Genomic DNA, 22652 nt, shown 5'->3' on the forward strand with positions numbered 1-22652 from the left:
TCAACCACCCCACCCCACGTGCGCTGCCCCACCACAGGCCCGAGCCCCAGCAGCTTGAACGCCGCGGTGATCATGTCGCCATCCGACGACGTCGCCTCGTCGGCGAGCGCGACGACAGGCCCACGGGGCGCGTTGGAGGCGTACGACACGGGCTGGGCGTTACGCGTCAGATCCCACCCCAGGATGGTGCGGGTGAGCTTCTCCACGACCAGCTCGCTGATGTGCCCGCCCGCGTTGCCCCGTACGTCCACGATGAGCGCGGGCCGCGACATCTCCAGGCGCACATCACGGTTGAACTGCGCCCACCCGGAGCCGCCCATGTCGGGGATGTGCAGATACCCGCACTTCCCTCCGCTCAACTCCCGTACGACCTCCCGCCGTTTGGCCACCCAGTCCTGATAGCGCAACGGCCGCTCGTCGATGAGCGGAACCACGGCCACCCGCCGGGAGCGCCCTTCCCCCTCAGCCGGAGTGAAGGTCAGCTCCACCGTCGTGCCCCCCGACCCCGCGAGCAGCGGAAACGGCCCGGTGACCGGATCGACCGGGCGCCCGTCCACATGCGTGAGCACGGCACCCGGCCGAATCCCCGCCCCGGCCAGCGGCGACCGTGCCTTGGAGTCGGACGAGTCGCCCGGCAGGATCCGGCGCACCGTCCACGCTCCGTCCCGGCACACCAGGTTGGCGCCGAGCAGCCCCATGGCCCGCTGGTAGTGCGGCGGCCCCTCGTTGCGGCGCGCGGCCGCGACGTACGCGTGCGAGGTGCCCAGCTCGCCCAGCACCTCCCGCAGCAGATCGGCGAACTCGTCAGGGGACGCGACCCGTTCGACCAGCGGCCGGTACTGCTCCAGTACGGCGTTCCAGTCGATGCCGCACATGTCCGGTTCCCAGAAGTACGCCCGCGTCAGCCGCCCCGCCTCAGCGAAGGACTGCCGCCACTCGGCGGCCGGGTCGACCTCGTGCAGGATCCGCCGCAGATCGATCCAGACGGTCGAGTCGCCGTCGCCGGACTCGGTGGACGGCACGGCACGCAACTCGCCCTCGTCCACCACGACCAGGCGCGTCGCGTCACCGCTGATCCCGAACCAGTCCAGGTGCTCGACGAGTTCGGTCTTCTTCGCCTTGGCGATGTTGAAGTACTCCAGGGTCGGGCGCCCCGAGGTGTCGTCCGGGTTGGCGAAGGTCTCGCCCAGCGCACCGGAGATCGGCCACCGCAGCCAGACCAGCCCGCCCCCGCTGACCGGGTGCAGCGCGGAGTACTTGGAGGCGGCGACCGGGAACGGGGTCACCCGGCTCTCAAGACCTTCGGTCTCGACGATGACGGTGCCGGTGCCGGTGACGGAGCTGGAGGAGTCACCGGCACCTCCTTCCTCACCCGCCTCCTCCGGGTCGAGCCCGCCCGCTGCGGGCCGCCCGTCCGGCAGCAACGCGAACGGCGAGGGCGTGGCGGACGACAGCGGTACGAGATAGGGCCGACAGCCCAGCGGGAAGGACAGATCGCCGGTGTGCACGTCGTACACCGGATCGAAGCCGCGCCACGACAGGAAGGCCAGATAGCGCCCGTCACTCGTGAAGACCGGGTTCTCGTCCTCGAAGCGGCCATTGGTCACGTCGACGATCGTGCGGGCTGCAGGGCCGGAGATCCGCGCCATCTTGATCTGCCGCAGTGAGCGCCCGATGCCCGGATGGGACCACGTCAGCCACGCCCCGTCGGGCGAGAACGCCAGATCGGTGACGGGCCCGTTGATGGACCGGATCAGCTCGGTCACCTCGCCGCCCGACTCCTCGGTGGTGTCGATCAGCAGTACCCGCCCGTCGTGCGAGGCGATCGCGATCCGCTCGCCCTCGGGGTCGGACACCATCTCCAGTACGCGGCCGAGCTCACCGGTCGCGAGCCGACGCGGCGCCCGGTCCCCGCTGGCGCGGGGCAGATAGGCGATCTCGACGGCGTCCTCGCCCTCCGCGTCGGTGACGTACGCGACCTGGCCGCCCGAGCCGAGCATCTCCGGCAGCCGCACCCGTACGCCCGGTGTGTCCGTGATGGTGCGGGCCGGGCCGTCGCGGTGGGTGAGCCAGTACAGGCTGCCGCGCACGACGACCGCGCTGGCCCGGCCGGTCTCGTCCACCGAGAGCCCGTCGACGTGCTGTGTGGCCGGCACCTGGTACCGGCGCCGCCCGGCCCGCGGACCGCCGAGCCGTACGTCGAGCCGACGTGGGGTCGCACCGGCGGACAGGTCGTCGACCAGCCACAGGTCGCCCGCGCACTGGTACACCACGCGCTCGCCGTCGCTCGCGGCGTGCCGTGCGTAGAACGCGTCGTGGTCGGTGTGCCGCCGCAGATCGCCGCCGTCGGGCAGGCAGGAGTACAGATTGCCGATGCCTTCGTGGTCGGAGAGGAAGGCGACCCGGCCGCCGACGAACATCGGGCAGGCCAGATGGCCGCCCAGGTCCGCGAGCAGCCGCTTGCCGTGCAGCCAGAGCCGGCCCATGGCGCCGCCGCGGTACCGCTTCCAGGCCGCGGGCTCGTGCGGCGGCTTGCCGGTGAGCAGCAGGGTGCGGCGCTCGCCGTCGATGTCGGCCACCGCGATGTCGTCCACCGGGCCCCAGGGCAGCTTGCCGCCCGGTGAGCCGTCGGTGGGCACGGAGTAGGACCAGGTGAAGTACGAGAAGGGCTGGCCGTGCGAGGCGACCGCGAGGATGTCGCCGTCCGGTGTCCAGCCGCAGACCTTGGTGTCGCTACTGCCCCAGTAGGTCAGCCGCCGGGCCGGGCCGCCGGCCACCGGCGCGACATGGATCTCCGGGTCGAGGCTGCGCCAGGTCGTGTACGCGATCTGCCGGCCGTCCGGCGAGATGCGCGGGTGGCCGGCGCGGGTGCGGTCGGCGGTCACCCGCCAGGCCCGCTGGGGTGTGTCGCTCTCGGCGGTCAGCGGGGCGACCCAGAGGTCGTCCTCGGCGACAAAGCACAGCAGATCGCCGTGCAGGTGCGGAAAACGGAGATAACCGGCATCAGTAGCATCGCTCACTCACCCATGCTTTTCCGCTTGAAGGGCCCCGGCAACTCGGCCCGGAGGGTGAAGAGGGAGGGGAGGTGGCCGCGGAGTGATGCAGGCCACGTGCGAAACGGTTTCGTTTCGCACACGGGGTCGATACCGTCATGGCGTACGAAACCGTTTCGTTCGCATCCGGGGGGTTGAGATGGCAATCGAGGTCATGATGTCGCGCCGCAGCCGGATCACGCCCGAGCGTGAGGCCGAGATCTACTCGGCCGTGCTCGACCTGGTGCGCGAAGTGGGCTATGAGGCGCTCACCATGGACGCCGTCACAGCGCGTACGCACTCCAGCAAGGCCACCCTCTACCGCCAGTGGGGGAGCAAGGCGGAGCTGGTCGTCCGGGCCCTGCGCCAGGACAAACCGGTGAGCTTGGCGGAGATCGACACCGGCAGCCTGCGCGGCGACTTCCACGAGATGGTCGCGCGCAGTGACCGCTGCCAGATGGAGAAGAACTCCGCCCTGATGCGGGCGCTGGCTCATGCCTCGCACGGCAACCCCGATCTCCACCAGGCGATGCGGGAGCTGATGATCGAGCCGGAGCTCACCGGACTGAACACCCTGCTGCGGCGTGCGGTGGACCGGGGCGAGGTCGCCGCGGATCACCCCGCGCTGAAGTTTGTCATCCACATGCTGGTGGGCGGCTTCCTGGCCCGTCAGCTGGTCGAGGACCAAGAGGTCGACCCGGCCTTCCTCGCCGAGTACATCGATGCCGTGGTGCTCCCCGCCCTCGGTGTCTGAACAGCACAGCCCCACTCTGTTCCACCGGCTCCACCCCGCAAGACCCGCCCCACCCAGCTCCAACTGACGCACCGCTCACGTCGTCGGGCTCCGGGGGCCCGGGGATCTCCCCGGGCAATGCTTCCTGCCCTGACCAGCTACGACCTGACCGGGAGAACGCCCACGTGGCTACGTTCCTCTACAAACTCGGCCGACTCGCCTTCCGGCGACGTCGGTATGTCGCCCTCATATGGGTGGCCCTGCTGGCCCTAGCCGGATTCGGCGCCGCCAGTGCGTCCACCCCGACCGACAGTTCCTTCTCCATTCCGGGTACGGAGGCACAGAAGGCCTTCGACCTGATCGACGAGCGGTTCCCCGGCTCCAGCGCCGACGGAGCCACCGCCCGCGTGGTCTTCAAGGCCCCGAAGGGCGACAAGATCACCTCCGCCGAGAACAAGGCCGAGGTCAACAAGACCCTCAAGGCGCTGGAGTCCGGCTCGAAGCAGGTCGCCGCGGTCTCCGACCCGTACGAGGGCGCGGGCCAGGACGACGGCAAGGGAGGCAAGAGCCAGGGCAGCGGTGTCAGCCAGGACGGCGGCATCGCGTACACCCAGGTCAGCTACAAGGCGAACGCCATGGAGCTGAAGGACGACGCGCGCGACGCCCTGAAGGAGGTGGGCGAGGACGCGCGGAAGTCCGGGCTCCAGGTGGAGATCGGCGGTGACGCGCTGCAGGCCGAGCCGGAGACCGGCACCGCCGAGATCATCGGTATCGGCGTCGCCCTGGTGGTCCTGCTGATCACCTTCGGCTCGATGGTGGCCGCGGGCATGCCGATCCTCACCGCTGTCATCGGTGTCGGCATCGGCGTCTCGTCGATCACCGCCCTGGCGAACGTCCTCGACCTGGGGACCACCACCGCGACCCTGGCGTCGATGATCGGCCTCGCGGTCGGTATCGACTACGCGCTCTTCGTCGTCTCCCGCTACCGCTCCGAACTGACCGCCGGGCACGACCGCGAGGACGCGGCCGGGCGGGCCGTGGGCACCGCGGGTTCCGCGGTCGTGTTCGCCGGCCTCACCGTGGTCATCGCGCTGTGCGGCCTGGCGGTCGTCAACATCCCGATGCTGAGCAAGATGGGCTTCGCCGCCGCGGCCACCGTCGCCATCGCCGTCCTGATCGCGCTCACCCTGATCCCCGCGCTGCTCGGCTTCGCGGGCAAGCGGGTCTTCGGCCGCAAGGCGCGCAAGAATGCGGAGGCGCGGACGGCCGAGGAGACCGCCGAGGAGGCCGCCAAGTCCAACGCCGGCACCCGCTGGGCGGGCCTGGTGCTGCGCCGCCCGATCATGGTGCTGCTCGCGGGCGTCATCGGCCTCGGTGTCGTCGCGGTACCGGTCGCCTCGCTGGAGATGGGCCTGCCCGACGACGGCTCGCAGTCCACGAAGACCACCCAGCGCAAGGCGTACGACCTGCTCTCGGACGGCTTCGGACCCGGCTTCAACGGCCCGCTGGTGCTGCCCACCGACGTCAAGGGCGTCGAAGACGCCCAGGGCGCGGTGGACAAGGCCGTCGATGAGATCGAAAAGCTGGACGGTGTCGCCGCGGTCATTCCGCCGGAGGCGCTGAACGAGGCCGGCGACGCCGGGATGATCACCGTCGTCCCGAAGTCCCAGCCCAGCTCCACCGAGACCGAGGACCTGGTCCACGACATCCGCGACCTGTCCGGTGACATCAAGGCGGACACCGGCGCCCAGGTGCTGGTCACCGGCGCCACCGCGATGAACATCGACTTCTCGCAGCGGATGAACGACGCCCTGATGCCGTACCTGGCGCTGGTCGTCGGCCTGGCCTTCCTCCTCCTGATGGTGGTCTTCCGGTCGATCCTGGTGCCGCTCAAGGCGGCGCTCGGCTTCCTGCTCTCGGTCGTGGCGGCGCTCGGCGCGGTCGTCGCGGTCTTCCAGTGGGGCTGGCTCGGCTCGCTCTTCGGCGTGGAGCAGCCCGGCCCGATCATGAGCATGATGCCGATCTTCATGGTGGGTGTGGTCTTCGGCCTCGCGATGGACTACGAGGTCTTCCTGGTCACCCGCATGCGCGAGGCGTACGTCCATGGCGAGCGCCCCGGACAGGCGATCTCCACCGGCTTCCGGCACGGCGCCCGGGTGGTCACCGCGGCCGCGGTGATCATGATCGCGGTCTTCTCCGGCTTCATCGGCTCCAGCGAGCAGATGGTGACGATGATCGGCTTCGGTCTGGCGATCGCGGTCTTCTTCGACGCCTTCGTGGTACGGATGGCCATCGTGCCGGCTGTGCTCGCGCTGCTCGGCGACAAGGCCTGGTGGCTGCCGAAGTGGCTGGACCGCATCCTGCCGAACGTCGACGTCGAGGGCGAGCAGCTGCGGAAGCAGCTCTCCGGACCTGGGCAGGGCCAGGGCCTGAACCAGGGCCAGGACCCCGACGACAAGAAGGAGCTGATCAACGCCTGAGTACGACCTGAGAGCCGCGCCGCTGCCCAGCCGGGGAGCGGCGCGGCTCTCGGCGTTCCAGGGGGCTCAGAGCCTGCTTCCGAAACAGGCTCTCAGCGGCTGAGGCTCGCCCCTGCCGCGTAGGTCCGGCGCAGGAACCGCATCAGCGGTACGCAGTCGAACTCGATGACCGCCACCCCCTGCGGCGAGTGGAACTCCATCACCGCCTGCACCCGCCCGCACGGCCAGATGCGTACGTCCCCGCTCCGGGCCGGGGCGCGCAGCCCCCGCTCCAGGAGCTCGCGGGTGAAGGCCCACTCGCAACGGGCGCCGGGGCCGGGGAAGCTGACCCGTACCGTGCGCGGGTCGGCGTCCGGGTCGTAGCGCAGGTCGACCGGCACGGCTCGGTGCTCGTCGGGGGAGTCGGAGACGATGTGGGCCCGTGCGTGTTCCTCGACGACGGCAGACATCGGCGGACTCCTCACAGTCGCACGTCTTTCGTAAATAAATGTCCCATATTTTTCGTGGGGTGAGAGGTACTTCCCTCCTGGGTGCTCTTGCACATCGTTTGCAATAGGCACCATCATCAGACGGTTGACCCTTCACGCGACCCTCCACGCGAAGGTGCCCGGGTGGTTAACCCTCCCCGCCCTGCCCCCGCATGAACCGCACCCTGCGAAACCCGAGCCCGAAGCCGAACCCGAGCCCGACGTCGAATCCCAAGCAAGCCGGAGCCTGACCATGCATGTCCCCGACGGATTCATCAACGCGCCCGCGTCCGTGGCCACCGCCGTCGTCGCCGCGGGCGCCGTCGCCGTCAGCCTGCGCGGGGCGCGCCGGGAACTCGACGAGCGCACGGCACCGCTCGCGGGCCTGGTCGCCGCGTTCATCTTCGCCGTCCAGATGCTGAACTTCCCGGTCGCCGCGGGCACCAGCGGGCATCTGCTCGGCGGAGCGCTGGCCGCGATACTCGTCGGGCCCTATACGGGTGTGCTCGTGATGTCCGTGGTGCTGCTGATGCAGAGCGTCCTGTTCGCGGACGGCGGCCTCACCGCGCTCGGCGTGAACATCACGGTGATGGGCATCGTCACGGTGGTCGTGGCCTATGTGCTCTTCCGCGGCCTGGTCAAGATCCTCCCGCGCGGCCGCCGCTCGGTCACCGTCGCGTCCTTCGTGGCCGCGCTGGTCTCGGTGCCCGCGTCGGCCGCCGCCTTCACCCTGCTCTTCGCCGTCGCCGGGACCACCGATGTGCCGGTGGGCACGGTGCTCACCGCGATGGTCGGCGTACATGTGCTCATCGGTCTCGGCGAGGCCGCGATCACCGCGCTCACCGTCGGCGCGGTCATCGCGGTCCGCCCCGACCTGGTGTACGGGGCGCGGGGGCTTGCCGCGCCGCTCAAGCTGCGGATCGGCGGGGAACTGGTGGACGCGGCGCCGGCTTCGGCGGCCGCCGCCGAGCCGGTCGCCGCGCGCTCCTCGCGCTCCCCGCGCAAGGTGTGGGTGGTCGGCCTGGCGGCCTCGCTGCTCCTCGCCGGGTTCGTCAGCTTCTACGCGTCGGCCAGCCCCGACGGCCTGGAGAAGGTCGCCGAGGACAAGGGCTTCGACTCCCAGGCCGAGGAGCACGCGGGCTCGGACTGGTGGCTCGCCGACTACGGGGTCAAGGACCTCGCCAACGAGCGGCTCTCCGGCGGCCTCGCGGGCACGGTCGGCGTCGGCGCGACCCTCGCGCTCGGCAGCGGCGTCTTCTGGGCCGTCCGCCGTCGCGGCACGAACACACCGGCCGCCGCGTCCGAGGGCCGCGCCGACAGCCACGTATCGGAATCCGCCTGACATGGGCGCCGGACACGCCCACCGGCTCTACCGGCACGGGCACTCGGCGGTGCACGCCCTGCCGCCGCACTGCAAGCTCGCCGCCGTCCTCTGCTTCGTGGTGGTGGTCGTCTCGACCCCGCGCGAGGCCATGTGGGCGTTCGGGCTCTACGCGGTGCTGCTCGCGTCGGTGGCCGCCGCGGCTCACCTCCCTCCCCTCTTCGTCCTCCGCCGGATGTTGATCGAGGTCCCGTTCGTGGCCTTCGCCGTCCTCATGCCGTTCGTCGCGCAGGGCGAGCGAGTCGACGTACTCGGCCTCTCGCTCAGCGCCAACGGCCTCTGGGGCGCCTGGAACGTCCTGGCCAAGGGCACACTCGGCGTCGCCGCGTCGGTGATCCTCGCCTCCACCACCGAACTGCGCGAGCTGCTGCTCGGACTCCAGCGCCTCAAACTGCCACCGCTGCTCGTCCAGATCGCGTCCTTCATGATCCGCTACGGCGATGTGATCGCCGACGAGATGCGGCGGATGAAGATCGCCCGCGAGTCGCGCGGCTTCCAGGCCAAGGGCGTACGGCACTGGGGTGTACTCGGCAAGACGGCCGGAGCGCTCTTCATCCGCTCGTACGAGCGTGGCGAGCGGGTCCATCTCGCGATGATCAGCCGTGGCTACGCCGGTTCGATGCCGGTCATCGACGAGGTGACCGCGTCCCGCAAGCAGTGGTCGTACGCCCTGACCCTCCCCCTGACCGCCCTGATGATCTGCCTGCTGGGATGGACCGTATGACCACTACCAACGCCCCGTCGCTGGAAGTAGCCGGACTCGCCTACGCCTACCCCGACGGCCACCAGGCCCTCTTCGGCGTCGACTTCACCGTCGGCAAGGGGGAGCGGGTGGCCCTGCTCGGCCCCAACGGCGCCGGCAAGACCACCCTCGTACTCCACCTCAACGGCATCCTGACCGCCGGGGCCGGGTCCGTGACGGTCGCCGGTCTTCCGGTCGCCAAGGCGAACCTCGCCGAGATCCGGCGCCGGGTGGGGATCGTCTTCCAGGACCCGGACGACCAGCTCTTCATGCCGACCGTCCGCGAGGACGTGGCCTTCGGGCCCGCGGCGGCCGGGCTGCGCGGGCCCGAGCTCGAGGACCGGGTGCGGCACGCGCTGTCGCTGGTCGGCATGGAGTCCTTCGCCGACCGGCCGCCGCACCACCTGTCCTTCGGGCAGCGGCGCCGGGTTGCGGTCGCGACCGTACTCGCCATGGAGCCGGAGATCCTGGTCCTGGACGAGCCGTCCTCCAACCTGGACCCGGCCTCGCGCCGCGAACTCGCCGACATCCTGCGCTCCTTGGACGTCACGGTCCTGATGGTCACCCACGACCTGCCGTACGCCCTGGAACTCTGCCCTCGGTCTTTGGTCCTCAGCGAAGGCGCGATCGCGGCGGACGGGCCTACGGCGGACGTCCTGTGCGATGAGGATCTGATGCGGGCCCATCGGCTTGAGCTGCCGTTCGGGTTCGACCCGCGGGTGGCGGCGGCCTGACGGTCCAAGCCGCGTCCGTCAGCTGGTGTGCAGCATCAGGCCGATGCCCAGGACCATCAGGGCCGCCGCGGCGATCCTGGGTGCGCCGAAGCGTTCCTTGAAGAAGAGTGCGCCGATGGCCGCGCCAGCGATAATCGACGACTCGCGTAGCGCCGCGACCGGGGCCAGGGGCGCGCGGGTCTGGGCCCACAGGACCAGGCCGTACGCCGCGACCGAGAGGGCCGCTCCGAAGAGGCCGCGGGCGGCGTACGGGCGGAGGAGGGTGGGGAGCCTGCGGCCGTGGCGGTAGAGGGCGTAGGCGGGGATGGCCAGGCCCTCCAGGACCATGAGCCACGCGATATAGGCGAGTGAGCTGCCGGAGGCGCGTACGCCGACGCCGTCCACCACCGTGTACGCGGCGATCGCCAGGCCCGTCGCGAGCGCGGCGGTCAGCGCGGGCCAGTGCGGAGGTCTGCCCGAGCCGCGTATGCCCCACAGGGCGAGGCCGACCAGGCCCGCGCAGGCGACGGCCACGCCCGCCAGCTGCCAGCCGTCGATGCGCTCGCCGACGAAGACCGCGGCCGCGACCGTGACCACGAGCGGCGCCGTGCCGCGGGCGATCGGGTACATCTGGCCGAACTCGCCGAGGTTGAACGAGCGCATGAGCAGCACGATGTAGGCGACGTGGATGGCCGCGGATATGAGGAGGTACGGCCAGGCCTCCGCGGCCGGGAGTGGTACGAAGCAGGCCATCACCGCGCCGATCAGTGCCCCGCCGCCGGTGAGCAGGGTGAAGGCGAGCAGGCGGTCCTTCAGGTGGTGGGCTATCGCGTTCCAGCTGGCGTGGGTGACGGCGGCCAGCACCACGGCCGCCGCGACGAGTGGCGTCACGCGGGGCGCTCGCGCACGTCCACCAGCGTGCCGCCCGCGTGGGTGATCAGCGTCTTGGGGTCCATCGGGAACACGGTGTACGGGGTGCCCGCGGCCGCCCAGACGGTCGCGTGGTCGAGCAGACCGCGGTCGGCCAGCACCCGGGTCCTCGTACGGTGCCCGAAGGGCGGGACCCCGCCGATCGCGTACCCCGTCGTGTCGCGGACCAGGGTGGCGTTGGCGCGGGTCACCTTCTCGGCGCCCAACTCCTTGCGGACCAGGTCCAGATCGACCCGCGAGGCGCCGTCCATCAGCACCAGGATCGGCACCCCGTCCGCCGCGAAGATCAGCGACTTGGTGATCTGCGCGAGCTCGCAGCCGATCGCCTCGGCGGCCTGCGCGGCGGTCCTGGTCTCGTCCGGGAAGCCGCGTACCTCGCCGATGAGTTCGCTGAGGCCGAGCTCGTGCAGGGCTTCGGCGAAGCGGGGGTGGGGGCCTGGTCGGGTGCGGCTGCTGTCGCTCATAGCCCCGCACGCTAGCGGTAGCTGTACGGGGCAAGCGACCTGGTTTCGGTGCGGTGCGTTGGGGTGGGCCGGTTGCGCGCTGTTTGTTGTGGGGCGGGGCCGCGTCGGGGGGTACGTGCTCACGCCGACGTCTGATCCGGTGGTGGCATAGGGGTCCCGGTGTGGACCGTCGGCGCTGCGCGCGCACCCCCCGCCCCGTCCCCTCCGGCCGGTTACGCGCCTGCGGGGGCGTGGGGGCTTGCGCCCNCCCCCCCCCCCCCCCCCCCCCCCCCCCCCCCCCCCCCCCCCCCCCCGCGCCGGTGGCGTTAGCTGCCTGCGCGCAGGACCTCGCGTACCACGGGCCCCGCCGACTCCCCACCGCGGCCGCCCTCTTGGATCACGGCCGCCGCCGCCAGATCGCCGTACCAGCCGGTGAACCAGCCGTTCGGCTTCTTCTGGCCCTGGACCTCCGCGGAGCCGGTCTTGCCGCCGATGTCGGAGCCGAGCCCGGCCATCGCCGGCGCCGCCGAGCCCGACGTCGCGGTGGTGCGCAGCAGCTGCACCAGCTGGTCGTGGGCCGACGCGGACATCTTGCGCGGCGCCGTGGCCAGCTTCCGGTTGTCGACCGACGGGGCAACCAGGTACGGCTGCCGGAACGTGCCGGTCTTCGCCGTGGCCAGGAACGACGCGACGTTCAGCGGGTTCATCCGTACCCCGCCCTGCCCGATCAGCGACGCGGCCATCGGCGCGTCCTTCTGCACCGGCACCGCGCCGTCGAAGGTCGGCACGCCGATCGCCCAGTCGTTCTTGCCGAGCCCGAAGACCTGCTGCGCCTGCTGGGTCAGCGAGTTGTCCGAGAGCTCCTTGGCCTGGCTGATGAAGGCCGTGTTGCAGGACGCCGCGAAGCTCTGCCGGAACGTACCGTCGTCGATCTTGAACTTCTCGAGGTTCTGGAACTTCCAGCCGCCGTACGAGGAGTACTTGGGGCAGGGGTGCTTCTTGTCGATCCCGGCGAGGTCCTTCTCCAGAAGCATTGAGGCGCTGACGATCTTCATGGTGGAGCCGGGGGCCAACGAGCCCTGGAACGCCACGTTGAAGCCGCCGGGACGGGAGTTGGCGGCGGCCATGATCTCGCCGGTGCTCGGCTTGAGGACGACCACCGAGGCGCGCTTGCGCTTGCTGACCTCCTTCTCGGCGGCGGCCTGCGAGGTGGCGCTGATGGTGGTCCGCAAGGTGCCGGGAGTGCCCTTGGTGAGGGCGAGGAGGGTCTTGTCGGGCAGCTCGTCGTCGGCCTTGACGTTGTCGGCCTTCGTGGTGTCCCCGGTCGCCTTCTCGGCGTCCGAGTCGCCGCGTACGACCTGGAGTTCCACGCCCGGTGTGCCGCCCGCCTTCTCGCCGTACTTCTCGCGCAGCGAGTCCAGGACCGTGCCGAGTGAGGGGTACTTCTTCCCGGTCAGCTCGTCGCCGTCGCGGTCCAGGGCCTTGATCGGCGGGGTGCCGGTCTCGCTGGTGCGCAGGGTGTCGCCCTCGCGCAGGTCCGGGTGGACGACGGCCGGGGCCCAGTCGACCAGCGTCTTGCCGTCCTTCGGGCCGCGGACCACGGTGAGTTCGGAGTCGTACGAGTACGGCTTGGTCTTTCCCTCGTACGAGACGGTCGCCGCCACCGCGAACGGCACCTTGGCGCCGGACCGTTCACCCGCGGTGAGCTTCACCTTGGTGATGTGGGCCTGTTCGCGGTACGCGGTCAGGGTGGCCTCGGCGGCGGCGCTGTCGTCGGTGTGCGCGGCGGCACCGGCCGTGTCGCCCTTCGCCCAGGCGGTGAGGAACGCGTCGGTGGTCTCGCGGACCTCGTCGGCGGTCGGCGGGCCCGTCCTGACCTGTTCCTCGGCGGCGGTGTCGTCCTTGTCGCCGTCGCTGACCAGGGCGTACGCGCCGATGCCGACACCGGCCACGACGACGGCGGCGGCTGAGGCGATCAGCGCGACCTTGGTCGCCCTGCGCGGCTGCTGTCCGTTGCCTTGTCCGGTGCTCATGCTGTTGCCCACTGCTCCTCCGCGATAGCCCCCAGGGTCCTCACGGTGAGGACCCTATAGGGGCTCGCGCGGTTCCCTGACCGGGCGGGGAGAGAGGGTGCGTGGGCTCAGCCGCCCGCGCCCAGCACACTGGCGACGAGCGGGCCCGCCGCGTCGCTGCCGTGTCCGCCGGCCCGGGCGACGGCGGCGGCCGCGAGGTCACCGTGGAAGCCGGTGAACCAGCTGTCGGCGGTGGCGTTGTCGACCTCGGCGGAGCCGGTCTTGGCCCCCTTGTCGCCGCCGAGCCCCGCCATGGCCTTGGTGCCGGTGCCGTACGGCGCGGTCGCGGTGAGCCGCATCATGTCCCGCAGCTGCTGCGCCGTACCGGCGGGCAGCGGGGTGGCCCTGGCGGGCTGCCGGTCGTCGAGGCTCAGCGGCACGATGATCGGCTGCTTGAAGACGCCCGCCTTCGCGGTGGCGGTGATGGATGCCATGTTGAGCGGGTTCATCTGCAGGTTGCCCTGGCCGATGTACGAGGCGGCGGTCTCGGAACCGGATGACCGCGGTACCCCGCCATCCCAGGTCGTGACGCCGGTCTGCCAGTCCAGGCCGATGCCGAAGTACTGCTTGGCCGTCGCGCCGAGCGCGGTCTCGTCGCGGTTGTTCTTGAACTTCGTGACCGGCTTGATGAAGGCGGTGTTGCAGGAGCGCGCGAAGCTCTCCTTGAACGTTCCCCCGCCAGGGATCGAGAAGCCGTTGAGGTTCTCGAACTTCGTCCCGAACCAGATGGCCTTCGGCGTGCATTCGGCCGGGCCGTTCGCGGTCACCAGGTTGTTGTTGATGAGCATCGCCGCGGTCACGATCTTCATCGTGGAGCCGGGCGCGATCTTCCCCTCGAACGCGGCGTTCCACTCGTCATCGCGATTGTTGGCGACGGCCCGTATCTCACCCGTCGACGGCTTGATGGCGACGACCGACGACTGCGCGTACTTCTTCACGGCCGTCTCCGCGGCAGCCTGCACGTCCGCGTCGAGTGTCGTCCTGAGTAGGCCCGGCTTGCCCTTGGCGAGGGTTACCAGGGTCTCGTCCGGCAGGCTGTCGCCCGCCCGCTCGATCACCAGCTCCACGCCCGGCGTGCCCTTGGCCGTCTCGCCGTACCGCTTGCGCAGCTGCGGCAGCACGGCAGCGAGCGAGGGGTACTTCTCAGCCGTCAGCTCGCGGTTCTTGTGGTCCACCGCCTTGATCTCGGGCGAGGACGCCTCACCCGTACGCAGCGAGTCCCCGTCCCCCAGCTCCGGATGGACGACCGACGGCTCCCAGTCCACCAGCGGCTTCTTCGTGGTCTTGCCGCGGACGACCGTCAGCTCGGACTCGTACGAGAGCGGCTTGGACTTGCCCTGGTACGTCACGGTCGCCGACACCGAGAACGGCACCTTCCGGCCGACCGCCTCACCCGGCGTCAGCTTCACCTCGGTGACATGTGCCTCGTCCGCGTAGTCGGCGAGCGCGGCGCTGGCCTTGACGGAGTTGTTCGTATAGCCCGCCGCGGCCGACGCATCGCCCTTGGCCCACGCGGCCAGGAATTCCTTCGCCGTGTCCCGGACCTCGTCCGCGCTCGGCGGTCCGGTCCGGTCCGCCGCCGGTTTGTCCGACGAGGAGGACGTGTTGCTGGTGCCCCCCGAGACACCATCGACCAGATTCCACGCGCCGTATCCGGCACCCCCCACCATCACGGCGAATACTCCGCCGATCAGGGCATGCTTCGCCCCGTTGCGCATGATGCGCTCCCCTCCCCAGGTCCCCAGGTCACGCACTCCCGAACATGTTGAACGACGGTCAGGAGTGCAGGTTCGAACCTTACGGGGCGGAAGTGAGCAAGTCGCCGAGGGTTATCGGACTGGGATGTTCAGATCCAGGTGTCCAGCCACATTCGAGCCCGCCAGGAATCGGCCGGGATTACCTCTCCGGTATAGAGCGGCCAGAAGTAAATGAAGTTCCAGACGATGAGGAGGACCAGGACGCCGGCGCCGACCGCGCCCATCACCCGGCGGCGTTCGGAAGAGCCCGGTGGACCCAGGATCGCGCCGATCATCATGGCCAGGGCGAGGCAGAGGAACGGGACGAAGACGACCGCGTAGAAGACGAAGATCGTTCGCTCCTGGTACATCAGCCAGGGCAGATATCCGGCAGCGATCCCGCACAGCACCGCCCCCGCGCGCCAGTCCCGCCGGAAGAGCCAGCGCCACAGGACGTAGAGGATGGCGAAGCACCCCGCCCACCACAGCATGGGCGTGCCGAGCGCCAGGACCTCGCTGGCGCACTTGTCGGCGGCGTCGGCCGGGCAGCCGTCCTTGCCCGGTTCCGGTGACTTGTAGAAGTACGAGACCGGGCGGCCCATGACGAGCCAGCTCCAGGGGCTGGACTCGTAGCGGTGGCCCGAGGTGAGGGAGATGTGGAACTGGTAGACCGTGTACTCGTAGTGCCACAGGCTGCGCAGCCAGTCAGGCACCCAGCCCCAGCCGGAGCTCGCGCCATGGGTGGCCGCCCAGTCCCGGTAGTAGCCGCCGCGGGTGAACAGCCAGCCGCTCCAGGAGGCGAGATACGTCACCAGTGCCACCGGCAGCGTGGAGAGGAACGCAGGTACCAGGTCCCGCCTGATCACCGTCGGGTACGGCTCGCGCGCCCCCGCGACCCGCCGCGCCCCCACGTCCCAGAGCACCGTCAGCAGACCGAACGCGGCCAGGATGTACAGGCCGTTCCACTTGGTGCCGAAGGCCAGGCCGAGGCAGACACCCGCGGCGATCCGCCAGGGCCGCCAGCCCAGGCGCAGGGTGCGGGCGATGTGGTCGTCGGGCCGTACGACGCCGTCGGAGTCGGTCGGCAGCGCGGCAGCGAGCCGCGCCCGTGCCTTGTCCCGGTCGATCACCAGGCAGCCGAAGGCCGCGAGGACGAAGAACATCAGCGGCAGGTCGAGCAGCGCCGTGCGGCTCATCACGAAGTGCAGGCCGTCCACCGCGAGCAGGGCGCCCGCGAGACAGCCGAGGAAGGTCGAGCGGAAGAGCCTGCGGCCGATCCGGCACAGCATCAGCACCGACAGGGTGCCGAGCACGGCCACCATGAAGCGCCAGCCGAACGGCGTGAATCCGTGCAGCCATTCGCCGAGTCCGATGACCCACTTGCCCACCGGTGGATGTACGACATAGGACGGGTCGGTGGGGACCGGCACCGAGGACGGATCCGCGATGATCTTGTCGTTGACGTCGTCCGGCCACTTGACCTCGTAGCCGCGGTTGATCAGGCCCCAGGCGTCCTTGGCGTAGTACGTCTCGTCGAATATCACCGCGTGCGGCTTGCCCAGCTGCCAGAACCGCAGCAGGCCCGCGAACAGCGCCACCAGCAGCGGGCCCACCCAGGCCAGGGCGCGGTTCAGCGGGGCGGTGAGGTCCGAGGGCACGCCGAGCGCCGTCCAGAGCTGGCGGCTCGGTTCGGCGTACGGCGGGACCAGCCGGTCCTTGACGTCCGTTCTGGGCGGCGCGACATACCCGAATCGGCGCAGCCGCCGCTGCCAGGTGGGAGGCTGCGGCTGCTTCTCGGGGGCGCTGCCCTGCCGGGCGTCGGTGGAAGACGCGGTACTGGTCACCGCGCCATCGTAGGGAACGAGCCTGAGGGATCTCAGCACCCCGGCAGTTCGCGCGCTGGAACGGAGTCGGTCGCGCCCCTGCGAGGATGGGTCCGTGACTGGAACGACGGGAACCACTGGAACGCTCGTACTCGCGGGAACCCCTATCGGGGACGTCGCCGACGCGCCGCCGCGGCTGGCCGCCGAACTGTCGGCCGCCGACATCGTGGCGGCCGAGGACACCCGCAGGCTGCGCCGCCTCACCCAGGCGCTCGGCGTGCAGCCGGCCGGGCGGACGGTGTCGTACTTCGAGGGCAACGAGGCGGCCCGTACGCCGGAGCTGGTCGAGGCGCTCGCGGGCGGCGCCCGGGTGCTGCTGGTCACGGACGCGGGGATGCCGTCGGTGTCGGACCCGGGCTACCGGCTGGTCGCGGCCGCCGTCGAGCGGGACATCAAGGTCACCGCGGTGCCGGGTCCGTCCGCCGTGCTCACCGCGCTCGCGCTGTCGGGGCTGCCGGTCGACCGCTTCTGCTTCGAGGGCTTTCTGCCGCGCAAGGCCGGTGAGCGCCTGACCCGGCTGCGCGAGGTCGCGGATGAGCGGCGCACTCTCGTCTACTTCGAGGCACCGCACCGCCTGGACGACACCCTGGCCGCGATGGCCGAGGTGTTCGGCGCCGAGCGCAGGGCGGCCGTGTGCCGGGAACTCACCAAGACGTACGAGGAGGTCAAGCGCGGACCGCTGGCGGAGCTCGCCGAGTGGGCGGCCGACGGCGTACGCGGAGAGATCACCGTTGTCGTCGAGGGCGCTCCTGAGGCGAGCGAGGAACTCGACGCCGACGAGTTGGTGCGCCGGGTCCAGGTGCGCGAAGAGGCCGGGGAGCGGCGCAAGGAAGCCATCGCGGCGGTCGCGGCCGATGCGGGGCTGCCCAAGCGCGAGGTGTTCGACGCTGTGGTGGCGGCAAAGAACGCGGCCAGAAAGTCCCCAATGGACGGCAAAGAGCTATCGTAAAAGGCAAAGTGCAGGACGCGCACCAGGTGGTTTTACCCAGAAAGCACAAAGACAGCTCTAAGAATTGACAGGCCTGATGCGCTCCGCCGGGGAGAGGCGTCCAATGGTCAAAGGGACGCTTTCGTCCCGGACATGCTTGTCCAGAGGACAAGAGGAGCTGGCATGAGTGAGATCACCAGCCGCGCCACCGGCAGCACGCCTGGTCCCGCGGCAACATCCCGGCCTACGCAGGCCATCGCCACCGTTCATGAGTCATACGCCTTTGCCTGTCTGGGGTGCGGGCACGGCTGGGAGGAGTCGTATGACATCGAGCACCACATCGACGGCGCCGGCAACGAGTTCGTGATGTACATGGTCAACGGCGAACGGGTGCCTTCTCCGATCGCCAAGCCCACCTGCATGAATTGCGGCGGGCACGTCGTGCGCATCATGCAGGCCGGACGGGTCTCCTCTGTCCTGGACATTCTCAATCGGCAGCACGCGACTCCGCAGGTTCCCAAGCCCCAGGAGGAGTCCGGGCACCAGTGGCACCTCTCGGATCTGCTGCATCCCTTCCAGCACCGCAAGGACGGGTGAGGGCGGGGTACGGGTGAGTAGGGCGGGTGAGGGTGGCAAGGGCGCGTGAGGGGTCGTGTCCCCGGTTCGTAGGATTGGGGCATGAGCCAGAAAGACGCCGCACCGCCGCTGCCGGAGCCGCTCAGGGTGTCGGTAGCCGACTCGCACACCCACCTCGACATGCAGTCGGGCACGGTGGACGAGGGGTTGGCGAAGGCGGCGGCGGTGGGTGTCACCACCGTCGTCCAGGTCGGCTGCGACCTGGCGGGCTCCCAGTGGGCAGCCGACACGGCAGCCGCGTACGCGAATGTGCACGCGACCGTCGCCCTGCACCCCAACGAGGCGCCGCGCATCGTGCACGGCGACCCTGACGGCTGGTCGCGGCAGGGGGCACGGGAAGCGGGCGGGGACGCCGCGCTGGACGAGGCACTCGCCCAGATCGACCGGCTCGCCGGTCTTGAGCAGGTCAAGGGTGTCGGCGAGACCGGGCTCGACTTCTTCCGTACCGGGCCCGAGGGCATCCAGGCCCAGGAGCGGTCGTTCCGCGCGCACATCGAGATCGCCAAGCGGCACGGCAAGGCGCTGGTCATCCACGACCGGGACGCCCACAGCGACGTCCTGCGGGTACTCAAGGAGGAGGGCGCGCCCGAGCACACCGTCTTCCACTGCTACTCGGGCGACGCCGCGATGGCCGAAGTCTGCGCGCAGAACGGCTGGTTCATGTCCTTCGCGGGCAATGTGACCTTCAAGAACGCCCAACCCCTGCGCGACGCCCTGCGAGTCGCCCCGCTGGAGCTCGTCCTCGTCGAGACCGACGCACCTTTTCTGACCCCGGCGCCGTACCGCGGACGGCCTAACGCCCCGTATCTCATTCCGGTCACGCTGCGGGCCATGGCGGAGGTGAAGGGCGTCGATGAGGACGTGCTGGCGATGGCGGTGGCCGACAACACGGCGCGCGCATTTGATTACTGACGGATAACGCCACGGGGCGCCCAGCGCTGGGGAGGGTCACGACACAGCGTAACCGGGCGACTTTGGAGAGTAGCGCTCGCTCGGCTAGGTTCACTCGGGCCCGATCCGGTCCCTTATGAGCCTGGAGCGTCGTCGTGAGCAATGCGCAGGGGAGTCACCGTGCGGGGCGCGGCAGCGGCAGGCGCCGTGCCGGGACCGTGGAGCCGCCGCGGGCGTCGTACGACGAGCAGGGCGCGTACGGGGATGAGCAGGGCGCGTACGGGGATGAGCAGGGCGCGTACGGGGATGAGTCGGGCTCGTACGGGGACGAGCAGGGTGCCTACGGGGACGAGCAGGGCTCGTACGGTGCTCCGTACGACACCTATCGGCCCGCCTACGAGGCCGCCTATCCTGCTTTTGACGCGTACGAGTCCGGGTATGAACCGGGGTTCGTCTCCGGGTACGAATCCGCTCCGACCGAGCCGCGCCTGCTGCCCCGCCAGGCGCCCGCGCCCGCCCCGGCCTCCGAATCCGACGCCCCGCCGCCGAGCCGGGCCGAGGCCCGCCGGGTCGCCCGCCGCAAGAAGGCCGCAGGGCGGCCCGAGACGCTGCGCCGCCTGGTCCCGCAGGCTCTGGTCGTGGCGTTCCTCGCCGGCGGCACCTCCGCGTTCGTCGCCGAGGACAAGGCGATCAAGCTCTCCGTGGACGGCGAGGAGCCGCGCGAGCTGCACACCTTCGCGGACGACGTCGGCGAGCTGATCACCAAGGAGGGCCTGGAGGTCGGCGCCCACGACCGCGTCACGCCCGCGCCGGGCACCGAGCTGGCCAACGGTGACGAGATCGTCGTCCGCTACGGCCGCCCGGTGGATCTGACCCTGGACGGGCAGCGGCGCCGCGAGTGGACCACCGCGCGCACCGTCGGCGGGATGCTCCGCCAGCTCGACGTGCGCGCCGAGGGCGCCTATCTTTCGTCCTCGCCCGCGCGTCGGATCTCCCGCAGCGGCCTGCGCCTCGACGTCCGTACCGAGCGCACCGTCACCGTCATGGCCGACGGGCGCGAGCGCACCATCCGCACCAACGCCGCGACCGTACGCGAGGCCGTGGAGCAGGCCGGGATCACGCTGCGCGGCCAGGACACCACCTCCGTACCGCCGTCCAGTTTCCCGCGCGACGGCCAGACCGTCTCGGTCATGCGGATCAGCGCGAGCCGGGAGGTACGCGAACAGCCGCTCCCCTTCGCCGTGGAGCGCACCGAGGACGCCTCGCTCTACCAGGGCACGGAGGTCGTCGAGCAGCAGGGCCGCGCCGGTGCCCGTCGCCTCGTCTACTCGCTTCGCACGGTCAACGGCGTCAAGCAGAAGCCGAAGCTGCTGCGGTCGGAGGTGGTGCGCGAGCCGCGTACGCAGATCGTGAAGGTCGGCACCAAGGCGCGCCCCACGTCGGTCGAGGGCGCCGACGGGCTGAACTGGGGCGCACTCGCGGCCTGCGAGTCGGGCGGCCGCCCCGGCGCGACCGACCCCTCGGGCACTTACGGCGGCCTCTACCAGTTCGACGTACGCACCTGGCAGGGCCTCGGCGGCAGCGGCCGCCCCCAGGATGCACCGGCCGCCGAACAGACGTACCGAGCGAAGAAGCTGTACGTGCAGCGGGGCGCCAGTCCGTGGCCGCACTGCGGCGGCAGGCTGCGCCGATGACCGGCGGGCCGGTCGCGCCGGGACGGCGGCCGACTGCACGGGCGACCGTCCGGGGCCGCTTACCCTTGAGCGGTGAGCAGCCCCACTGATGACCCCCAAGGCGCCCCTGACCTCCAGGGCGCCCTCCTGGGCCCCGCCGACATCCGCGAGCTGGCCGCGGCGCTCGGCGTGCGCCCGACCAAGCAGCGCGGCCAGAACTTCGTCATCGACGCCAACACGGTGCGCCGGATCGTCCGCACGGCCCAGGTCCGCGAGGACGACGTGGTCGTCGAGGTCGGCCCCGGGCTCGGTTCGCTGACGCTGGCCCTGCTCGAGGCCGCGGACCGGGTGGTCGCCGTCGAGATCGACGACGTCCTGGCGGCCGCGCTGCCCGCCACGGTCGCCGCGCGGCTGCCCGCGAAGGCCGACCGGTTCGCGCTCGTGCACTCCGACGCGATGCAGGTGGCCGAGCTGCCGGGCCCCGCGCCCACCGCCCTGGTCGCCAACCTTCCGTACAACGTCGCGGTGCCGGTGCTGCTGCACATGCTCGCCACCTTCCCGACCATCGAGCGCACGCTGGTGATGGTGCAGGCCGAGGTCGCCGACCGGCTCGCGGCCGCGCCGGGCTCGCGGGTGTACGGAGTGCCGTCGGTGAAGGCCAACTGGTACGCCGAGGTGAAGCGGGCCGGGTCGATCGGCCGGAACGTCTTCTGGCCCGCGCCGAACGTGGACAGCGGCCTGGTCTCGCTCGTACGCCGCACTGAGCCGGTCAAGACCACCGCCTCCCAGAAGGAGGTCTTCGCGGTCGTCGACGCGGCGTTCGCGCAGCGCCGCAAGACACTGCGGGCCGCGCTGTCCGGCTGGGCCGGATCGGCAGCGGCGGCGGAGGCGGCGCTGGTCGCGGCCGGGGTGTCGCCGCAGGCGCGCGGCGAGGCGCTGACGGTCGAGGAGTTCGCGCGGATCGCCGAGAACCGGGAGGCGGGTAAGTGAGCGCCAGCGTCACGGTACGGGTCCCGGCCAAGGTCAATGTGCAGCTCGCGGTCGGCGGGGCGCGCCCCGACGGCTTCCACGACCTGGCCAACGTCTTCCTCGCGGTGGGCCTCTACGACGAGGTGACGGTGACCCCGTCGGACACTCTGCGGATCACCTGCTCGGGTCCTGACGCCGACCAAGTGCCCCTGGACGAGTCCAACTTGGCGGCACGGGCGGCCTTGTCCCTCGCAGCCCGGAACGGCCGCTCCGCCGACGTCCACATCCACATCGCCAAAGACATCCCGGTCGCGGGCGGCATGGCGGGCGGCAGCGCGGACGGCGCGGGCGCACTGCTGGCGTGCGACGCGCTGTGGGGCACGCAGACCCCCCACGACGAACTCCTCGCCATCTGCGCGGAGTTGGGTAGCGACGTGCCCTTCAGCCTGGTGGGCGGGGCGGCGCTGGGCACCGGCCGCGGCGAGCTGCTCACGCCGCTGCCGGTGGATGGTGACTTCACCTGGGTCTTCGCCACGGCTGAGGGCGGTCTTTCGACCCCTGCCGTGTACCGCGAGTTCGACCGCCTGTGGGAGGGCCGAGAGGTCCCCGAGCCCGTGGCGTCCCCCGCGCTGCTGGACGCGCTGCGGGTGGGCGACCCGGCGGCCCTGGCCGGGGCGCTCGCCAACGACCTCCAGCCTGCCGCCGTGTCGCTCTTCCCCTCGCTGGCGGACACGCTCGCGGTGGGTACGGAGGCGGGGGTCCTGGCCGCCCTGGTCTCGGGCTCCGGCCCGACGACGGCCTTCCTGACGAAGGACGCGTCGGCGGCGGACCGGGTGGCGTCGGCCCTGCTCGCCTCGGGCACGTGCCGGGCGGCACGGGTGGCGTCGTCACCGGCGCGCGGCGCGACGGTGGTGGCCACCGGCGGCTGACGCCCCCGGACCCG

General features: G+C 71.0%; 18 protein-coding genes. 11 read left to right on the forward strand and 7 right to left on the reverse strand.

The genetic code is table 11. The features are described from left to right. On the reverse strand, positions 1 to 3020 hold a 3020-nt coding region (locus tag U9R90_RS31490), incomplete at its 3' end, for a PDZ domain-containing protein (protein WP_411060368.1). 172 nt (positions 3021 to 3192) lie between these two features. Between U9R90_RS31490 and U9R90_RS31495 the strand changes: the two genes are divergently transcribed. After that, positions 3193 to 3786 carry a TetR/AcrR family transcriptional regulator gene (locus tag U9R90_RS31495; RefSeq protein WP_411060370.1) on the forward strand — a complete coding sequence of 198 codons (594 nt, stop codon included), beginning with the start codon at positions 3193 to 3195 and terminating at the stop codon, positions 3784 to 3786. A gap of 164 nt (positions 3787 to 3950) precedes the next feature. Then, positions 3951 to 6245: an MMPL family transporter gene (locus tag U9R90_RS31500; protein WP_411060372.1), complete on the forward strand. Its 2295-nt coding sequence runs from the start codon at positions 3951 to 3953 to the stop codon at positions 6243 to 6245. 92 nt (positions 6246 to 6337) lie between these two features. On the opposite strand, the gene U9R90_RS31505 is transcribed toward U9R90_RS31500, so the two are convergent. Continuing rightward, positions 6338 to 6694, reverse strand: a complete 357-nt coding sequence (locus U9R90_RS31505) for an SsgA family sporulation/cell division regulator (protein WP_411060373.1) — start codon at positions 6692 to 6694, stop codon at positions 6338 to 6340. A 271-nt stretch (positions 6695 to 6965) separates the two neighbouring features. Here U9R90_RS31505 and U9R90_RS31510 point away from each other — a divergent pair, with 271 nt between their 5' ends. From U9R90_RS31510 to U9R90_RS31520, 3 genes are read left to right on the forward strand one after another with little or no spacing between them, the layout of a single operon-like run. Continuing rightward, entirely contained in the window at positions 6966 to 8054 is a 1089-nt protein-coding gene (locus U9R90_RS31510; protein WP_411060375.1) for an energy-coupling factor ABC transporter permease, read from the forward strand. A 1-nt stretch (position 8055) separates the two neighbouring features. Then, a complete protein-coding gene (cbiQ, locus tag U9R90_RS31515; protein WP_411060376.1) occupies positions 8056 to 8817 on the forward strand; it encodes a cobalt ECF transporter T component CbiQ in 762 nt (253 codons plus the stop codon). Further along, positions 8814 to 9569, forward strand: coding sequence for an energy-coupling factor ABC transporter ATP-binding protein (locus tag U9R90_RS31520; protein ID WP_411060378.1), 756 nt, complete (start codon positions 8814 to 8816; stop codon positions 9567 to 9569). Before cbiQ ends, U9R90_RS31520 begins: the two co-directional genes overlap by 4 nt. 18 nt (positions 9570 to 9587) lie before the next feature. Here the strand turns inward: U9R90_RS31520 and U9R90_RS31525 are convergent, their stop codons facing one another. The 5 genes from U9R90_RS31525 to U9R90_RS31545 form a co-directional block, all read right to left on the reverse strand. Next, positions 9588 to 10439 (reverse strand): EamA family transporter, encoded by an 852-nt coding sequence (locus U9R90_RS31525; protein ID WP_411060380.1) that lies wholly within the window; start codon positions 10437 to 10439, stop codon positions 9588 to 9590. Beyond that, positions 10436 to 10942, reverse strand: a complete 507-nt coding sequence (locus tag U9R90_RS31530; protein ID WP_411060382.1) for a YbaK/EbsC family protein — start codon at positions 10940 to 10942, stop codon at positions 10436 to 10438. The genes U9R90_RS31525 and U9R90_RS31530 overlap by 4 nt, the downstream gene beginning before the upstream one ends. Before the next feature lie 305 nt (positions 10943 to 11247). Continuing rightward, a complete protein-coding gene (locus tag U9R90_RS31535; RefSeq protein WP_411060384.1) occupies positions 11248 to 12954 on the reverse strand; it encodes a penicillin-binding transpeptidase domain-containing protein in 1707 nt (568 codons plus the stop codon). 107 nt (positions 12955 to 13061) lie between these two features. Further along, complete coding sequence (locus tag U9R90_RS31540) at positions 13062 to 14711, reverse strand: penicillin-binding transpeptidase domain-containing protein (protein WP_411060385.1); 1650 nt, start codon at positions 14709 to 14711, stop codon at positions 13062 to 13064. A 128-nt stretch (positions 14712 to 14839) separates the two neighbouring features. Continuing rightward, complete coding sequence (locus tag U9R90_RS31545) at positions 14840 to 16573, reverse strand: dolichyl-phosphate-mannose--protein mannosyltransferase (RefSeq protein ID WP_411060386.1); 1734 nt, start codon at positions 16571 to 16573, stop codon at positions 14840 to 14842. A gap of 94 nt (positions 16574 to 16667) precedes the next feature. Here U9R90_RS31545 and rsmI point away from each other — a divergent pair, with 94 nt between their 5' ends. From rsmI to U9R90_RS31575, 6 genes are all read left to right on the forward strand, one after another. Then, positions 16668 to 17561, forward strand: coding sequence for a 16S rRNA (cytidine(1402)-2'-O)-methyltransferase (gene rsmI, locus U9R90_RS31550; protein WP_411060387.1), 894 nt, complete (start codon positions 16668 to 16670; stop codon positions 17559 to 17561). Between the two features lie 162 nt (positions 17562 to 17723). Continuing rightward, entirely contained in the window at positions 17724 to 18137 is a 414-nt protein-coding gene (locus U9R90_RS31555; protein WP_411060388.1) for a hypothetical protein, read from the forward strand. A gap of 81 nt (positions 18138 to 18218) precedes the next feature. Continuing rightward, positions 18219 to 19088 (forward strand): TatD family hydrolase, encoded by an 870-nt coding sequence (locus U9R90_RS31560; RefSeq protein ID WP_411060390.1) that lies wholly within the window; start codon positions 18219 to 18221, stop codon positions 19086 to 19088. 134 nt (positions 19089 to 19222) lie between these two features. Continuing rightward, positions 19223 to 20761, forward strand: coding sequence for a ubiquitin-like domain-containing protein (locus tag U9R90_RS31565; RefSeq protein ID WP_411060391.1), 1539 nt, complete (start codon positions 19223 to 19225; stop codon positions 20759 to 20761). A gap of 72 nt (positions 20762 to 20833) precedes the next feature. Continuing rightward, positions 20834 to 21730 carry a 16S rRNA (adenine(1518)-N(6)/adenine(1519)-N(6))-dimethyltransferase RsmA gene (gene rsmA / locus U9R90_RS31570; protein ID WP_411060392.1) on the forward strand — a complete coding sequence of 299 codons (897 nt, stop codon included), beginning with the start codon at positions 20834 to 20836 and terminating at the stop codon, positions 21728 to 21730. Next, the gene (locus U9R90_RS31575; RefSeq protein WP_411060393.1) at positions 21727 to 22638 is read left to right on the forward strand and encodes a 4-(cytidine 5'-diphospho)-2-C-methyl-D-erythritol kinase; all 912 of its coding nucleotides are present in this window, start codon (positions 21727 to 21729) and stop codon (positions 22636 to 22638) included. The genes rsmA and U9R90_RS31575 overlap by 4 nt, the downstream gene beginning before the upstream one ends. Positions 22639 to 22652: the final 14 nt, after the last annotated feature.

The sequence above is a fragment of the Streptomyces sp. E11-3 genome, assembly GCF_046540415.1.
In the GTDB taxonomy this organism is placed as follows: Bacteria; Actinomycetota; Actinomycetes; order Streptomycetales; family Streptomycetaceae; genus Streptomyces.

Excerpts from the sequence above, each read along its gene's own strand:
- U9R90_RS31530 (WP_411060382.1), bottom strand. The coding sequence starts at position 10,942 with ATGAGCGACAGCAGCCGCACCCGACCAGGCCCCCACCCCCGCTTCGCC.
- U9R90_RS31535 (WP_411060384.1), bottom strand. The coding sequence starts at position 12,954 with ATGAGCACCGGACAAGGCAACGGACAGCAGCCGCGCAGGGCGACCAAG.
- U9R90_RS31520 (WP_411060378.1), top strand. The coding sequence starts at position 8,814 with ATGACCACTACCAACGCCCCGTCGCTGGAAGTAGCCGGACTCGCCTAC.
- U9R90_RS31495 (WP_411060370.1), top strand. The coding sequence starts at position 3,193 with ATGGCAATCGAGGTCATGATGTCGCGCCGCAGCCGGATCACGCCCGAG.
- U9R90_RS31510 (WP_411060375.1), top strand. The coding sequence starts at position 6,966 with ATGCATGTCCCCGACGGATTCATCAACGCGCCCGCGTCCGTGGCCACC.
- cbiQ (WP_411060376.1), top strand. The coding sequence starts at position 8,056 with ATGGGCGCCGGACACGCCCACCGGCTCTACCGGCACGGGCACTCGGCG.
- U9R90_RS31540 (WP_411060385.1), bottom strand. The coding sequence starts at position 14,711 with ATGCGCAACGGGGCGAAGCATGCCCTGATCGGCGGAGTATTCGCCGTG.
- U9R90_RS31505 (WP_411060373.1), bottom strand. The coding sequence starts at position 6,694 with ATGTCTGCCGTCGTCGAGGAACACGCACGGGCCCACATCGTCTCCGAC.
- U9R90_RS31555 (WP_411060388.1), top strand. The coding sequence starts at position 17,724 with ATGAGTGAGATCACCAGCCGCGCCACCGGCAGCACGCCTGGTCCCGCG.
- U9R90_RS31560 (WP_411060390.1), top strand. The coding sequence starts at position 18,219 with ATGAGCCAGAAAGACGCCGCACCGCCGCTGCCGGAGCCGCTCAGGGTG.